Origin of the sequence: Rubrivivax benzoatilyticus JA2 = ATCC BAA-35, from assembly GCF_000190375.1 — a bacterium.
In the GTDB taxonomy this organism is placed as follows: domain Bacteria; phylum Pseudomonadota; class Gammaproteobacteria; order Burkholderiales; family Burkholderiaceae_C; genus Rubrivivax; species Rubrivivax benzoatilyticus.
Genome location: NZ_AEWG01000063.1, coordinates 1 through 15057, shown reverse-complemented (window position 1 = coordinate 15057; position 15057 = coordinate 1). Strand labels below are relative to the sequence as shown.

The window sequence follows — 15057 nt, the reverse complement described above, 5'->3', positions numbered from 1 at the left end:
CGCGCGCTCAGGCGGCGAGGCGTTGCAGCGCCGGCTCGAGCAGCTCGGTCGGCGAGCGGCGGAAGCCCGAGCGTGCGTAGCGGTGCAGGCGGCCGACCGCGAACGCGACCAGCGCCGAGGCGATCGCGTTGGCGTCCACCGTGGGGGTCGCCGAGCCGCTTTCGTCGGCCGCGGCGCGCAGGCTCTGGCGCAGCTGCGACTCCAGGCGGTCGAAGAACTGGTTCATGCGCGCGGCCAGGCGCTCGTGCTCGAAGACCAGCGCGTCGCCGACCATCACCCGCGTCATGCCCGGGTTCTTCTCGCCGAACTGCAGCAGCACCGCGACGATGCGCCGCGCCTGCGCCGCGCCCGAAGGCTCGCGCTCGGCGATCTGGTTGACCAGCGTGAAGACGCTGGACTCGATGAACTCGATCAGCCCCTCGAACATCTGCGCCTTGCTGGCGAAGTGGCGGTACAGCGCCGCTTCGCTGACGTCCAGGCGCGCCGCCAGCGCGGCCGTCGTGATGCGTTCGGCGCCCGGCTGCTCGAGCATCTGCGCCAGCGTCTGCAGGATCTGCACGCGGCGCTCGCCGGGGCGCGGGCGCTTGCGCGCCGGCGCGGCGGTGGCGACCGCCGGCGTCACCGGCTCGGAGACCGTCGCCGGGGCCAGCGGGTCGGCGTGGGCGCTCTGGTCTTCCATTCGGGCGGCGAGAAGAGGATGTCGTGGGGGCGGGAGGGGACTTTGGGATTCTGGCATAGGGCCGCGCCGCGCTAGCCGCGCAGCAGCGTGGACAGGCGCACGATGCGCCGGTCGACGTACGGCGGCACCAGCGTCAGCCGCGAGGCGACCGGCATCGCCACGCGCGTGCGGCGCGCGAAACGCTGCATCCAGACCGTGCCCATGCCGATCGAGCGCGCCGCCTTCAGGTGGCCCAGCGTGTCCTCGACGAGGATGCAGCGCCCGGGCGGCACCTTCAGCCGCGCGGCCACGCGGCGCAGCATGCGCGTGTCGGGCTTGGGCCGCAGCTGGCCGAAGACACGCATGTCCTCGATCGGGATCAGCCGCTCGAACAGGTGCGCGATGCCCAGCACGCCGAGCACACGCTGCGTGTACAGCGCCGGCGCATTGGTCAGCAGCACCTTGCGCCCGGGCAGCCGGGCCAGCGCGGCGAAGTCGTGAGCCTGGCCGCGCACCCGCTCCTCCAGCCCGGGCAGCCGGTGGGTCTGCTCGAGGAAGTGGGCGGCGTCGACGCCGTGGTGGCGCATCAGCCCGAGCAGCGTCGCGCCGTAGCGCAGCCAGTAGCGCCGGCGCAGCGCGTCGGCCTCGGCGCGGCTCAGGCCCAGCTCACGCTCGATGTAGTCGGTCATGCCGACGTTGAGCTGGCCGAACGCCGCGTGCGACGCGTCGTGCAGCGTGTTGTCCAGGTCGAACAGCCAGACCCGGTCGTGCGTGGCGCCGCTCAATGACTGCGGATCATCGTGCCGAAGGCCTGGTCGGTCAGGATCTCCAGCAGCGTCGCGTGCGGCACGCGGCCGTCGATGATGTGCACCGCGTTGACGCCGCTCTTGGCGGCGTCCAGCGCGCCTGCGATCTTCGGCAGCATGCCGCCGCTGATCGTGCCGTCGGCGAACAGGCCGTCGATCTCGCGCGCCGTCAGGTCGGTGAGCAGCGTGCCGTTCTTGTCCAGCACGCCCGGCGTGTTCGTCAGCAGCATCAGCTTCTCGGCCTTCAGCACCGTGGCCAGCTTGCTGGCGACGAGGTCGGCGTTGATGTTGTAGCTCTCGTTCTTCTCGCCGAAGCCGATCGGGCTGATGACGGGGATGAACTGGTCGTCCTGCAGCGCCTGCACCACCGAGGGGTCGATGGCGGTGATCTCGCCGACCTGGCCGACGTCGTGTTCGATCGACGGGTCGTTCTTGTCGAGCATCTTCAGCTTGCGTGCGCGGATCATGCCGCCGTCGCGGCCGGTCAGGCCCACGGCCTTGCCGCCGGCGGCGTTGATCAGGCCGACGATGTCCTGCTGCACCTCGCCGCCGAGCACCCATTCGACGACTTCCATCGTCTCCTCGTCGGTGACGCGCATGCCCTGGATGAAGGTGCCCTTCTTGCCCAGGCGCGACAGCGCCTCGTCGATCTGCGGGCCGCCGCCGTGCACGACGATCGGGTTCATGCCGACGAGCTTCAGCAGCACGATGTCCTCGGCGAAGTCCTGCTGCAGCGCCGGGTCGGTCATCGCGTTGCCGCCGTACTTGATGACCAGCGTCTTGCCGTGGTACTTGCGGATGTAGGGCAGCGCCTGCGCCAGGATCTCGGCCTTCTCGCGCGGGGTGATGTGGGCGGTGGGGGTCTCGGCGGTGGACATCGGCGGCTTTCCGTCGGCAGAAACAGGAGTGGCGGGCATTGTAGGGACGCGGTCCGCGCCCTGCCGGTTGCCCCGGAGGGCGCCCCACCCGGGCGCGTCGTACAGTCGGGCGCCATGAGTTCGCACCACAAGGATCTCTCGCCGTTCCTGCACCCGCATGCCTTCGCCGACGAAGGTGTCGCCCGGCGCGAGAAGGCGCTGCTGCAGGTCACCGCGCTGACGCTGGTGACGATGGCCGTCGAGGTCGGCGCCGGCTGGTGGACCGGCTCTCTGGCGCTGCTGGCCGACGGCTGGCACATGGGCACGCACGCGCTGGCGCTGGGCGGCGCGGTGCTCGCCTACCGGCTGGCCCGGCGCGCCGCGGCGCACGGCAGCTACGCCTTCGGCGGCTGGAAGATCGAGGTGCTGGCGGCCTATACCAGCGGCCTGCTGCTGCTGGCCGCCGCCGCCGGCATCGCCTGGGACGCGATCGGCACGCTGCGCGAGCCGCGCCCGATCGCCTTCGGCGAGGCGATGGGCGTGGCGGTGCTGGGGCTGGCCGTCAACCTCGTCAGCGCCTGGCTGCTGGCGCGCGGCGGGCACGACCACCACGGGCATCACCACCGCCACGACGATCACGACGACGACCACGATCACGACGAGCATCCCCACAGCCATCCCCACGGCCACCACCACCACCACCACCACCACCACGACGCCAACTTCGGCGCCGCCTACCTGCACGTGCTGGCCGACCTGATGACCTCGGTGCTGGCGATCGCCGCGCTGGCCGGCGGGCTGTGGTTTGGCTGGCGCTGGCTGGACCCGGCGGTGGCGCTGCTGGGCGCGCTGGTCATCGGACAGTGGGCGCTGGGCGTCATGCGCCAGAGTTCGCGCGCGCTGGTCGACGCCACCGCCGACCCCGAGATCAGCCGTCGCATCCGCACGCTGATCGAGGCCGACGGCGACGCCCGGCTGTCGGACCTGCACGTCTGGCAGGTCGGCGCCCAGGCCTGGTCGGCCGCGATCGCGATCGTCGCCGACCGGCCGCTGCCGGCGGCCGTCTACCGCGCGCGGCTGGCCGAGATCGCGCCGCTGCGCCACGTGACGGTCGAGGTGCACCGCTGCGAAGGCTGCGGCGACGGCTGCCCGCGTGGATAGAGCCGTCTCACTAGAGTTATCGGATGCAGGCCGCCCGCCCTGCGTCCAAGATTGACGAGGGCACCCACGAACGACGACGAGGAGCGACGATGGCAACCAGGAAGGCCCCCACGGCAGCGAAGAAGGCCGCGGCCAAGACGGCGAAGCCCGCCCGCAAGACCGCAGCCGCCCAGCGCAGCGACAAGGCGATGGCCGGCGCGGTGCGCGACTCGGCGCAGCAGATCTGGCTGGCCGGCATGGGCGCGTTCGCCAAGGCACAGGAAGAAGGCGGCCGCGTCTTCGAGGCCCTGGTCAAGGAAGGCGTGCACCTGCAGCGCAAGACGCAGGCCGTGGCCGAGGAGAAGCTCGGCGAGGTCACCGACCGCATGACGGCGATGGCCGGCAGCGTCACCGCGCGCGCCGGGCAGAACTGGGACAAGCTCGAGGCGATCTTCGAGCAGCGCACCGCCAAGGCCTTGTCGCGCCTGGGCGTGCCGACGGCCAAGGACGTGCAGGCGCTGGTCGACCGGGTCGACGCGCTGGCCGCCGCGGTCGAGCGCCTGAACGCCGCCCCGGCCAAGGCCGCCGCGCCGCGCAAGACGGCGCGCAAGGCCGCCGCCAAGCCCGCGCCGGTGGCCGAAGCCCCGGCCGCAGCCGCCCCCGAAGCGCCCACCGAGGCGCCGGCCCCGGCGAAGAAGCGCGTGCGCCGCACCAAGACCGCCTGATCACCACCTCTGAACGGAGCGGGGCGCTGGCCCGCCACGGGCCGCATCGCCCCGGCAAGCGATGACGACACCCGACTCCAAGCGCATCGGCCTGGCCCTGGCCGGTGGCGGCCCGCTGGGCGCGATCTACGAGATCGGCGCGCTGTGCGCGCTCGACGAGTCCTTCGTCGGCGTCGACTTCACGCGGCTGGACGGCTACGTCGGTGTCTCGGCCGGCGGCTTCATCGCCGCCGGGCTGGCCAACGGCATCACGCCGCGCCAGCTCTGCACCTCGTTCATCCTCAACCAGGGGCCCGACGACGACGTCATCCGCCCGGGGCTGTTCGTGCAGCCGGCCTGGCGCGAGTACGGCCGCCGGCTGGCGATGCTGCCGGCGCTGGTGGCGCACGCCGCCTGGGACTACGCCTTCGAGCGGCGCTCGCTGCTGACCGCGCTCGAACGCCTGGGCCGCGCGCTGCCGGCCGGCCTCTTCGGCCACGAGGCGCTGGAGCGTCAGGTGGCGCGCATGCTGTCGGCGCCGGGGCGCAGCAACGACTTCCGCCAGGTCGCGCGGCCGCTGGTCATCGTCGCCACCGACCTCGACAGCGGCCAGTCGGCGCCCTTCGGCCGGCCGGGCTGGGAGCACGTGCCGATCTCGCGCGCGGTGGCCGCCAGCGCGGCGCTGCCGGGGCTGTTCCCGCCGGTGCCGATCGACGGCCGCTGCTACGTCGACGGTGCGCTGAAGAAGACGCTGCACGCGCGTGTGCTGCTCGACATGGACATGGACCTGGTGCTGTGCCTGAACCCGCTGGTGCCTTTCGAGTCGGGCCATGTCGGGCGCCACGCGACGCCGACGGCCCGCGCCGGCCAGCGCATCCCGCGCCTGGCCGACGGCGGCCTGCCGGTGGTGCTGAGCCAGACCTTCCGCACGCTGATCCACTCGCGGCTGGAGCTCGGCATGCGCGGCTACGAGCAGACGCATCCGGGCACCGAGATCGTGCTCTTCGAGCCCGACCAGCGCGACCCGGAGATGTTCCTGGCCAACACCTTCGGCTACTCGCAGCGCCGGGCGATGGCCGAACACGCCTACCAGCAGACGCGCGCCGACCTGCGCGCGCGCCGCGACGAGCTGGCGCCGCGGCTGGCCGCGCACGGCATCCGCCTGGACGACGCCGCGCTCGACGACGAGACGCGCCGGCTGGTCCCGCTGAAACGCCGCCGGCGCCCGGCGCGCGGCGCCACCGCGAAGGCGATGCGGCGGCTCGACGAGGTGCTCGACGATCTCGAGCGCCGGCTGGCCGCCGCGCGCTGACTCAGCCCAGGTAACGCGCCTCGAGGTGGGCGCGGAAGTGCGCCGGGTTCAGCGTCTCGCCGCTGGCGCGGCGCGTCAGCTCGTCGGTGCTCCAGCGGCTGGCCGGCAGCCAGATGTTCTCGCGCAGCCAGCCGAAGACCGGCGCCAGCTCGCCGGCGGCGATGCGCTCGTCCAGGTGCGGCATCGCGCGGCGCATCGCCGCGAACCACTGCGCGGCGTACATCGCGCCCAGCGAGTAGCAGGGGAAGTAGCCGATCAGCCCCAGCGGCCAGTGCACGTCCTGCATCGGGCCGTCCTTGAAGTTGCCGCGTGTGTCCACGCCCAGCAGCTCGGCCATCTTGGCGTCCCACAGCGCCGGGATGTCCTCGACCTCGATCTCGCCTTCGACCAGCGGGCGCTCGATCTCGTAGCGCAGGATCACGTGCGCCGGGTAGGTGACCTCGTCGGCGTCGACGCGGATGAAACCCGGCTTCACGCGCGTCAGCAGCTTCTGCAGGTTGGCCGGCGCGAAGGCCGGCTGCTCGCCGAAGGCCGCGGCGATGCGCGGCGCCAGGCCGGCGACGAACCCGGGGTGGCAGCCGAGCTGCATCTCGAAGGACAGCGACTGGCTCTCGTGGATGGCCATCGAACGCGCCTGCGCCAGCGGCTGGCCCAGCCACTCGCGCGGCAGGTTCTGCTCGTAGCGCGCGTGGCCGGTCTCGTGGATCGTGCCCATCAGGCTGCCGAGGAACTCGTCGTCGCGGAAACGCGTCGTCAGGCGCACGTCCTCGGGCACGCCGCCGCAGAACGGGTGCGTGCTGACGTCCAGCCGGCCGGCGTCGAAGTCGAAGCCCAGCAGGCGCATCGTCTCCTCGCACAGCCGGCGCTGCGCGTCGCGCGCGAACGGGCCTTCGGGCACCAGCACCGTCTCGCGCGACTGGCGCTCGACGACCTGGCGGATCAGCCCCGGCAGCCACTGGCGCAGCTCGCCGAAGACACGGTCGACCTGGGCCGTCGTCAGCCCGGGCTCGTAGCGGTCCATCAGCGCCTCGTAGCGCGACACGCCGAGATCGTCGGCCAGGCGCGAGGCCTCCTCGCGCGCCAGCGCGACGACCTCCTTCAGGTTGGGCACCAGGCCGGCCCAGTCGTTGGCCGGACGCTGCGTGCGCCAGGCGTGTTCGCAGCGTGCGGTGGCCATCTGCTGGCGCTCGACGAGCTCGGTCGGCAGCACGTTGGCGGCGCGCCACTGGCGGCGCATCTCGCCAAGGTTGGCGCGGCGCGCCTCGTCCAGCGGCTCGGTCTCGGCGGCTTGCAGGCGCGCGGCCAGCGCCGGGTCGGTGACCAGGCCGTGCAGCAGCGCCGCCATCTCGGCCATCGCCTCGGCACGCGCCTCGTTGCCCTTGGGCGGCATGTTGGCCGACTGGTCCCAGCTGGCGATCGATTGCAGGTGACCCAGGCGGTGCAAACGGGTCCAGGTGGCGGCGAGCGCGTCGTAGGCGGGCGTGGCGGTCATGCGGAGGTTCGGGAAACGGAGCGAGGCGTGATTTTCGCCGCCCGCGGTCAGTACGAGAGCTGGCCCGGGAAGGCCCAGACCAGCCCGGCGGTCATCACGAGGTAGCGCAGGAACTTGCCGATCGCCATGTAGGCCACGCAGGGCCAGAACGGCAGCTTCAGCCAGCCGGCCACCGCGCACAGCGGATCGCCGACGACCGGCAGCCACGACAGCAGGCAGGCCTTGGCGCCGAAGCGGCGCAGCCATTGCAGCGGCCGCGCCTCGCGCGGGCGGCGGTGCGTCGCGTGTTCGTAGGCGATCTCGCCGCCGTAGCCCATCCACCAGGTGATCGCGCCGCCGACGGTGTTGCCGGCGGTGGCCACGAGGATCGCGGGCCAGAACAGCGAGGGGTCGAGCTTGACGAGGCCGAAGACCGCGGGCTCGCTGCCCATCGGCAGCAGCGTGGCCGACACCAGGGCGACGACGAAGACCGTCGACAGGCCGTACTGCGGCAGCGCCAGCGCCGCCAGCAGCGCGGAGAACCATGCTTCCATCTCGGTGCGGATTATCCGCCGCCCTCGGCGCCGGCCCGGTGCCCCCGATGCCGACCGGTATACTCCTGCCTCCTTTTTCAGCACCCCCCGATGATGAGACTCGGCGCTTTCGAGCTGCCGAATCGCCTGTTCGTCGCCCCGATGGCCGGGGTGACCGACCGGGCGTTCCGCAAGCTGTGCAAGCGCCTGGGCGCTGGCTACGCCGTGAGCGAGATGATCACGTCGCGGCCGGACCTGCGCGACTCGCGCAAGACCTCGCGCCGCGCCGACCACACCGGCGAGGGCGCGCCGATCGCGGTGCAGATCGCCGGCACCGAGCCGGCGATGATGGCCGACGCCGCGCGCCACGAGATCGACCGCGGCGCGCAGATCGTCGACATCAACATGGGCTGCCCGGCCAAGAAGGTCTGCAACAAGTGGGCGGGCTCGGCGCTGATGCAGGACGAGGCGCTGGCGCTGTCGATCGTCGAGGCCGTCGTCGGCGCCTGCGCGCCGCGCGGCGTGCCGGTGACGCTGAAGATGCGCACCGGCTGGTGCGCGGCGGAGCGCAACGCGCTGCGCCTGGCGCGGGCCGCCGAGGCCGCCGGCGTCGCGATGGTCACCGTGCACGGGCGCACCCGTGAACAGGGCTATCAGGGCCAGGCCGAGTACGACACGATCGCCGCGGTGAAGGCCGCGCTCGCCATTCCCGTCGTCGCCAACGGCGACATCGACTCGCCGGCCAAGGCCGCCGCGGTGCTCGCACGCACCGGCGCCGACGCCTTGATGATCGGCCGCGCCGCGCAGGGCCGGCCGTGGATCTTCCGCGAGATCGCGCACTACCTGGCCACCGGCACGCTGCTGGCGCCGCCGGCCACGCACGAGGTGCGCGGCTGGCTGCTCGAGCACCTCGAGGAGCACTACGCGCTGTACGGCGAGCACGCCGGCGTGCGCAGCGCGCGCAAGCACATCGGCTGGGCCGTGCGCGGCCTGCCCGGCGGCGAGGACTTCCGCGCCGCGATGAACACCATTGCCGAAGCCGGCGCGCAGTGGCGCGCCGTCGACGGCTTCTTCTCCGAACTGGCCGAACACCACCCGCAGCTGCCCTGCGCGACAGCCGCCAACGACGACCTCGCCGTCAGAAGCGCATGAGCAAGAAACACATCGACGAGTGCGTCCGCACGACGCTCGAGCAGTACTTCAAGGACCTCAAGGGGACCGAACCGCACGACATCCACGCGATGGTGCTGGCCGCCGTCGAGAAGCCGATGCTCGACGTCGTGATGCAGCACGCCGACGGCAACCAGAGCAAGGCTGCCGAGTGGCTGGGCATCAACCGCAACACGCTGCGCCGCAAACTCCTCGAACACAAGCTGATCTGAGACCACCGATGACCACCGCCCTCCTCTCCGTATCCGACAAGACCGGCATCGTCGACTTCGCGCGTGCGCTGCACGGCCTGGGCGTCAAGCTGCTGTCCACCGGCGGCACCGCCAAGCTGCTGGCCGAAGCCGGCCTGCCGGTCACCGAGGTGGCCGAGGTCACCGGCTTCCCCGAGATGCTCGACGGCCGCGTGAAGACGCTGCACCCGCGCATCCACGGCGGCCTGCTGGCGCGCCGCGACGTGCCGGCGCACATGGCGGCGCTGGCCGAACACGGCATCGGCACGATCGACCTGCTGGTCGTCAACCTCTACCCGTTCGCGCAGGCGACCGCCAAGGCCGACTGCACGCTGGCCGACGCGATCGAGAACATCGACATCGGCGGCCCGGCGATGCTGCGCGCCGCGGCCAAGAACTGGACCGACGTCGCCGTCGTCATCGACCCGGCCGACTACGAGCGTGTGCTGGCCGAGCTGGCCACCGGCGCGACGACGCGCGCCACGCGCTTCATGCTCGCCAAGAAGGTCTACGCGCACACCGCGGCCTACGACGGCATGATCACCAACTACCTGACGGCGCTGGAACCCGGCGTCGAAGAGGCGCTGGAGGCCGTGCCGGCGAAGACCGAGTACCCGGCGGTCTTCAACCTGCAGCTCGCCAAGACCCAGGACCTGCGCTACGGCGAGAACCCGCACCAGAGCGCCGCCTTCTACCGCGACGCCCGGCCGGCCGAAGGCACGCTGTCGGGCTGGACGCAGCTGCAGGGCAAGGAGCTCAGCTACAACAACATCGCCGACTCCGACGCCGCCTGGGAGTGCGTGAAGACCTTCGACGTGCCGGCCTGCGTCATCGTCAAGCACGCCAACCCCTGCGGCGTGGCCGTCGGCGCCGACTGCGCCGAGGCCTATGCCAAGGCCTTCAAGACCGACCCGACCTCGGCCTTCGGCGGCATCATCGCCTTCAACCGCGAACTCGACGAGGCCGCCGCGCAGCTGGTCGTCAAGCAGTTCGTCGAGGTGCTGATCGCGCCGAAGATCACGCCGCAAGCGCGTGCGGTCTTCGCCGGCAAGCAGAACGTGCGCCTGCTCGAAGTGCCGCTGGCACGCGCGATGAACACGCTGGACTTCAAGCGTGTCGGCGGCGGCGTGCTGCTGCAGAGCCAGGACGCGAAGAACGTCGAGCCGGGCGAGCTGCGGGTCGTCACGACGCTGGCGCCGACGCCGGCGCAGATGGAAGACCTGCTGTTCGCCTGGAAGGTCGCCAAGTTCGTCAAGAGCAACGCCATCGTCTTCTGCGGCGGCGGCATGACGCTGGGTGTCGGCGCCGGCCAGATGAGCCGCATCGACAGCGCGCGCATCGCCGGCATCAAGGCCGGCAACGCCGGCCTGACGCTGCACGGCTCGGCGGTCGCCAGCGATGCCTTCTTCCCGTTCCGCGACGGCCTGGACGTCGTCGTCGACGCCGGCGCGACCTGCGTCATCCAGCCGGGCGGCTCGATGCGCGACCAGGAGGTCATCGATGCCGCGAACGAACGCGGCATCGCGATGGTGCTCACGGGTACGCGCCACTTCCGGCATTGAGTGGAGCCCCCGGCCGCCTGGCGGCCGCCCCCCGAGGGGGCCGAGCGGGGACGCTGCCCGTCCAGTGGACGGACAGCGCCACGCGAGGAGCCGGGCCACTGGCCCGGCGCGGCTTGCAAAGCTCCGAACCCGACCGGGAGACCCGGATCGGGTTCGGCCCGCTCCGGAGGCGCCGCTCCCCCTGACCGCCTGCGGCGGTCTGTCCCCGGGGGGACCGTGCGGGCAGCTTATCGCCTGACCATCATGACCTGTACACGCGATGCCGTGATGCGCCCGTTCGCGGCGCCTGGCCTGCACCGCTAGCATCCCGCCATGGCCTCGAAAGCCGACCTGATGGGCTTGCTGCTGACGCTGCTCGTGCGGCTGATCACTGGCGCCCAGGGGCACTGGAAAGGCTGCCCGCCGAAGGCGGAGCAGCGCATCTACTTCGCCAACCACCAGAGCCACCTGGACTGGATGCTGATCTGGGCGGCGCTGCCCAGCGACCTGCGCGCCACGACGCGCCCGATCGCCGCACGCGACTACTGGACCTCGTCGAAGTTCAAGGCCTGGCTGACGCGCGAGGTGTTCCACGCCGTCTACGTCAGCCGCCAGCGCAGCGAGGACCAGGACCCGCTGGAGCCGCTGGTCGCGGCGCTGGACCACGGCGACTCGCTGGTCATCTTCCCGGAGGGCACACGCAGCAACAAGGGGCTGCCGCAGCCGTTCAAGACCGGGCTCTACCACCTTGCCGAACAGTTCCCGAACGTGCAGCTGATCCCCGCCTGGATCGACAACGTGCAGCGCGTGATGCCCAAGGGCGAAGTGGTGCCGGTGCCGATCCTGTGCACCGTGACCTTCGGCGCGCCGATCCAGCTCGAGCCGGGCGAGGACAAACGCGCCTTCCTCGACCGCGCCCGCGAGGCCGTCGTCGCGCTGCGCCCGCACGCCAGCTGACATGGGACATCTTCGAGCGCTCACCGTGGATCAGCAGGTCGGCCTGCTGTTCGTCATCCTGTTCGGCGCGCTGGTCGTCGTCAGCGCGGTCTCGGGGCTGGTCATGCTGCGCCGCTCCGACCAGGAGGGCAGCCACTGGCACCAGCGTGTCAAGGCCGAGCTGCGCGCGATCTGGGCCGGCGCGATCGTCTTCTGGCTGGCCTGGGTCTCCGGCGCGATCGGCGCGACGCTGCTGTTCGCCGTCTTCTCGTTCTTCGCGCTGCGCGAGTTCATCACGCTGGCGCACACCCGGCGCAGCGACCACCGCAGCCTGATCCTCGCCTTCTTCGTGGTGCTGCCGGCGCAGTACCTGCTGGTCGGCTTCCGGACCTTCGACCTGTTCACGGTCTTCATCCCGGTCTACGTGTTCATCGCGATCCCGGTGATCAGCGCGCTGGCCGGCGACCCGGAGCGTTTCCTCGAACGCAACGCCAAGATCCAGTGGGGCGTGATGGTCTGCATCTACGGCCTCAGCCACGCCCCGGCGCTGCTGCTGCTGGAGTTCAAGAACTACGAGGGGCGCGGCGCCTTCCTCGTGTTCTTCCTGGTCGTCGTCGTCGCCACCGCGCAGCGCACGCAGGAAGGCGCGGCGCGCTGGCTGCGCCGCCGGCCGGTGGCACGCCACATCGACCGGTCGTTCTCGTACCGCGCCTGGGCCATCGGCGCGACCACCGCCGCCATCGTCGGCGCGGCGCTGTACTGGACGACGCCGTTCAAGGCCGGCCAGGCGCTGGCGATGGCCTTCATCGCCGCCGGCGCCGGCAGCTTCGGCGACTTCGTCATGAAGGCGCTGAAGAAGGACGCCGGCGTGCCGTCCTGGGGCAACCGCAGCGCGATCACCGGCGCCGTCGGCCTGCTCGACCGTGTCGCGCCGCTGTGCTTCGCCGCGCCGGTGTTCTTCCATTCGGTGCGCTGGTACTTCCAGTTCCGCGGTTAGGCCGTGCCCGACCCCGTCTGCAGGCGGGGATTGGGCTGGCTACACTGCCGCGGGGCCGCCTTGGCGGCGGCGACCGAGGAGAAGCCGTTGATCATCCGCGTAGGCATCGTCGACGACCACGCCATCGTGCGCACCGGGCTGCGCCAGTTCCTGTCCGAGCAGGTCGACCTGCGTGTCACCGGCGAGGCCGCCAACGGCGCCGAGGCGCTGGAGCTGGTGCGCCGCGGCGACGTGGACGTGCTGCTGATGGACCTGTCGATGCCCGGCCAGAGCGGCGTCGACGCGCTGGCGGCGATCCGCGCCCGCGCTGCCGAGCTGCCGATCCTGATCCTGAGCGGCTTCCCCGAGACGCACTACGCGACGACGCTGCTGCGCCAGGGCGCCAGCGGCTACCTCAACAAGGAGTGCGACCCGGACGAGATCGTCAAGGCGATCCGCACCGTCGCGCGCGGCCGGCGCTACATCACCAGCCAGGTCGCCGAGCTGCTCGCCGACACGATGGCCGGCGGCCTGGACAAGCTGCCGCACGAGGCGCTGTCCGAACGCGAGCTGCAGGTCTTCCTGCGCCTGGCCAAGGGCGAGACGGTGGGCCACATCGCCGAGAGCATGTTCCTCAGCGTCAAGACGGTCAGCACCTACCGCACCCGGGTGCTGGAGAAGCTCAAGCTCGCCAGCAACAGCGACCTCACCTACTACGCGCTGAAGAACGGGCTGATCCAGTAGCCCGGCCGCGGCCAGGGCGTCTGAGATACTGCGCCGCCGCCCGGCGGCCCGCCCCATGCGCATCCTCGGAATCGACCCCGGTCTCCAACGCACCGGCTTCGGCGTCATCGACGCCGACGGCCCGCGGCTGGCCTACGTCGCCAGCGGCGTCATCGACACCGCCGAGGCGCCGCGCGGCGACCTGCCGCAGCGCCTGAAGATCATCTTCGAGGGCGTCGCCGAGGTCGTCTCGCGCTACGAGCCGCAGGCCGCGTCGGCCGAGATCGTCTTCGTCAACACCAACCCGCAGAGCACGCTGCTGCTCGGCCAGGCGCGTGGTGCGGCGCTGGCGGCGCTGGTCTCGGCCGGGCTGCCGGTGGCCGAGTACACCGCGGTGCAGATGAAGAAGGCCGTCACCGGCCACGGTCTGGCGTCCAAGGAGCAGATCCAGGAGATGGTGCGCCGGCTGCTCGCCCTGCCCGGCGTGCCCGGCAAGGACGCCGCCGACGCGCTGGGCATCGCCATCGCGCACGCCCACGCCGGCGGCACGCTGGCCGCGCTGGCCGAGGCCACGCCGCTGGCGCGCCGCGCCCACGCCCAGTACCGCCGCGGCCGCGCCTACCGCGCCGCGCCCCACCGGAGGAGCCGATGATCCCGAACACCGCCGCAGACCCCGTCAGCACACGCTGGATCGACATCGCGCCCGGCTTCGCCGCCTACCTGGCGCTGCCGCCGGCGGGCCGCGGGCCGGCCCTGGTGCTGCTGCAGGAGATCTTCGGCGTCAACACGCACATCCGCGCCGTCGCGCGGCAGTGGGCGCTGGACGGTTTCGTCGTGCTCGCGCCCGACCTGTTCCACCGCCGCGCGCCGCGCGTCGAGCTGGCCTACTCCGGCGACGACCACGCGCAGGGCCTGGCGCTGCACCAGGGCTACACCCATGCGGAGCAGCTCGCCGACGTCGCCGCCGCGATGGCCGCGGCGCGCGCCCTGCCCGAGGTCGCCGGCCAGCGCTGCGGCGCGCTCGGCTTCTGCATGGGCGGGCGGCTGGCCTACTTCGCCGCCGCGACCGCCGGCGCCGACGCCGCGGTCGCCTACTACGGCGGCCGCATCCAGGACCACCTGGCGCTGGCGCCGCAGGTCGGCGTGCCGATCCAGTTCCACTACGCCGGCGACGACGAGTACATCCCGCCGCCGGCCGTCGACGCGGTGCGTGCCGCCTTCGCCGGCCACGCCGGCGCCGAGGTCCACGTCTACCCCGGCACGCCGCACGGCTTCAACTGCTGGGCGCGCACCAGCTACGAACCGCGTGCCGCGGCGCTGGCGCACGGGCGTGCGCTGCAGTTCCTGGCCGCGACGCTGAACGGCTGATCAGCGGCCGAGGCGCGGCTCGGCGTCGTGTTCGTCGCGCGCCAGCAGCATCAGCGTCTGCGGGCCGGCGACACCGTCGACCGCCAGGCCGCGGGCGCGCTGGAAACCGGCGATGCGCCGCGCCAGCGAGGCCGCGTCGGTGGCGGTCTCGCCGTCGAGCGCCTGCAGCCGCGCCGTCCACGCGGTGTCGGACGGCGGCCGCCACAGCGTCGTGAAGCCGCCGTGCCACCAGCGCGCCAGCTTCAGCAGCGGCACATGCTCGCGGCGCTCGGCGACCTGCAGCGTCGCCGTGTCCTCGTCCAGCGCCACCAGCAGCGCGTAACCCGGCCGGCCGCGTTCGTCGGCCAGATGCAGCAGGCCGGGACGGTCGAGCTGACGCAGCGTCGACAGCGGCACCCGGCCGCTCCAGCAGGCCAGGCCGGCCGCCGCCGCAGCCGCCGCGCAGGGATCGCCGACGACACGCCCCAGGCCCCACAGCCGTGCCAGCCGGCGCCGCGCACCGACCTCGTCGGCACCGTCGCCGCTGAACCAGGCGTAGTCGTGCACCGCCGGCAGCAAGGCCTGCGGCGGCAGCTCGGCGCGTGCCGCCAGCGGGCTCGGGGCCGCTGCCGGCAACGCCGGTGCGGCCGGCG

The 15057-nt window shown here is 72.4% G+C and carries 17 protein-coding genes; 11 read left to right on the top strand and 6 right to left on the bottom strand.

Annotated elements, in window-relative coordinates:
* Positions 1–7: 7 nt before the first annotated feature.
* From slmA to argB, 3 genes are all read right to left on the bottom strand, one after another.
* Positions 8–679 carry a nucleoid occlusion factor SlmA gene (slmA, locus tag RBXJA2T_RS06790; protein WP_009856600.1) on the bottom strand — a complete coding sequence of 224 codons (672 nt, stop codon included), beginning with the start codon at positions 677–679 and terminating at the stop codon, positions 8–10.
* 71 nt (positions 680–750) lie between these two features.
* Entirely contained in the window at positions 751–1443 is a 693-nt protein-coding gene (locus RBXJA2T_RS06785; RefSeq protein ID WP_009856599.1) for a pyrimidine 5'-nucleotidase, read from the bottom strand.
* Positions 1440–2342, bottom strand: coding sequence for an acetylglutamate kinase (argB, locus tag RBXJA2T_RS06780; protein WP_009856598.1), 903 nt, complete (start codon positions 2340–2342; stop codon positions 1440–1442). The genes RBXJA2T_RS06785 and argB overlap by 4 nt, the downstream gene beginning before the upstream one ends.
* A gap of 114 nt (positions 2343–2456) precedes the next feature.
* Between argB and dmeF the strand changes: the two genes are divergently transcribed.
* From dmeF to RBXJA2T_RS06765, 3 genes are all read left to right on the top strand, one after another.
* Positions 2457–3482 carry a CDF family Co(II)/Ni(II) efflux transporter DmeF gene (gene dmeF, locus RBXJA2T_RS06775; RefSeq protein WP_009856597.1) on the top strand — a complete coding sequence of 342 codons (1026 nt, stop codon included), beginning with the start codon at positions 2457–2459 and terminating at the stop codon, positions 3480–3482.
* Between the two features lie 89 nt (positions 3483–3571).
* Positions 3572–4186: a phasin family protein gene (locus RBXJA2T_RS06770; RefSeq protein ID WP_009856596.1), complete on the top strand. Its 615-nt coding sequence runs from the start codon at positions 3572–3574 to the stop codon at positions 4184–4186.
* 61 nt (positions 4187–4247) lie between these two features.
* Positions 4248–5477, top strand: a complete 1230-nt coding sequence (locus RBXJA2T_RS06765; RefSeq protein WP_009856595.1) for a patatin-like phospholipase family protein — start codon at positions 4248–4250, stop codon at positions 5475–5477.
* Position 5478: 1 nt separating this feature from the next.
* Here the strand turns inward: RBXJA2T_RS06765 and RBXJA2T_RS06760 are convergent, their stop codons facing one another.
* Together RBXJA2T_RS06760 and RBXJA2T_RS06755 are read right to left on the bottom strand one after the other, a co-directional pair.
* Positions 5479–6969 carry a carboxypeptidase M32 gene (locus RBXJA2T_RS06760; RefSeq protein ID WP_009856594.1) on the bottom strand — a complete coding sequence of 497 codons (1491 nt, stop codon included), beginning with the start codon at positions 6967–6969 and terminating at the stop codon, positions 5479–5481.
* A 47-nt stretch (positions 6970–7016) separates the two neighbouring features.
* Complete coding sequence (locus tag RBXJA2T_RS06755; protein ID WP_009856593.1) at positions 7017–7502, bottom strand: YqaA family protein; 486 nt, start codon at positions 7500–7502, stop codon at positions 7017–7019.
* A gap of 93 nt (positions 7503–7595) precedes the next feature.
* Here RBXJA2T_RS06755 and dusB point away from each other — a divergent pair, with 93 nt between their 5' ends.
* From dusB to RBXJA2T_RS06715, 8 genes are all read left to right on the top strand, one after another.
* On the top strand, positions 7596–8633 hold the full coding sequence (dusB, locus tag RBXJA2T_RS06750) for a tRNA dihydrouridine synthase DusB (protein ID WP_029718663.1): 1038 nt from the start codon (positions 7596–7598) through the stop codon (positions 8631–8633).
* Positions 8630–8863: a Fis family transcriptional regulator gene (locus RBXJA2T_RS06745; protein WP_009856591.1), complete on the top strand. Its 234-nt coding sequence runs from the start codon at positions 8630–8632 to the stop codon at positions 8861–8863. The genes dusB and RBXJA2T_RS06745 overlap by 4 nt, the downstream gene beginning before the upstream one ends.
* Positions 8864–8871: 8 nt before the next feature.
* Positions 8872–10443 (top strand): bifunctional phosphoribosylaminoimidazolecarboxamide formyltransferase/IMP cyclohydrolase, encoded by a 1572-nt coding sequence (gene purH / locus RBXJA2T_RS06740; protein WP_009856590.1) that lies wholly within the window; start codon positions 8872–8874, stop codon positions 10441–10443.
* A gap of 312 nt (positions 10444–10755) precedes the next feature.
* Positions 10756–11379, top strand: coding sequence for a lysophospholipid acyltransferase family protein (locus tag RBXJA2T_RS06735; RefSeq protein ID WP_009856589.1), 624 nt, complete (start codon positions 10756–10758; stop codon positions 11377–11379).
* Between the two features lies 1 nt (position 11380).
* Complete coding sequence (locus RBXJA2T_RS06730) at positions 11381–12355, top strand: phosphatidate cytidylyltransferase (RefSeq protein WP_029718664.1); 975 nt, start codon at positions 11381–11383, stop codon at positions 12353–12355.
* A 90-nt stretch (positions 12356–12445) separates the two neighbouring features.
* Positions 12446–13078 carry a response regulator gene (locus tag RBXJA2T_RS06725; RefSeq protein WP_029718665.1) on the top strand — a complete coding sequence of 211 codons (633 nt, stop codon included), beginning with the start codon at positions 12446–12448 and terminating at the stop codon, positions 13076–13078.
* Between the two features lie 55 nt (positions 13079–13133).
* The gene (gene ruvC / locus RBXJA2T_RS06720) at positions 13134–13709 is read left to right on the top strand and encodes a crossover junction endodeoxyribonuclease RuvC (RefSeq protein ID WP_009856586.1); all 576 of its coding nucleotides are present in this window, start codon (positions 13134–13136) and stop codon (positions 13707–13709) included.
* Entirely contained in the window at positions 13706–14425 is a 720-nt protein-coding gene (locus RBXJA2T_RS06715; protein WP_009856585.1) for a dienelactone hydrolase family protein, read from the top strand. The genes ruvC and RBXJA2T_RS06715 overlap by 4 nt, the downstream gene beginning before the upstream one ends.
* Here RBXJA2T_RS06715 and RBXJA2T_RS06710 read toward each other — a convergent pair.
* On the bottom strand, positions 14426–15057 hold a 632-nt coding region (locus RBXJA2T_RS06710; protein ID WP_009856584.1), incomplete at its 5' end, for a peptidoglycan-binding domain-containing protein. It lies immediately after the preceding gene.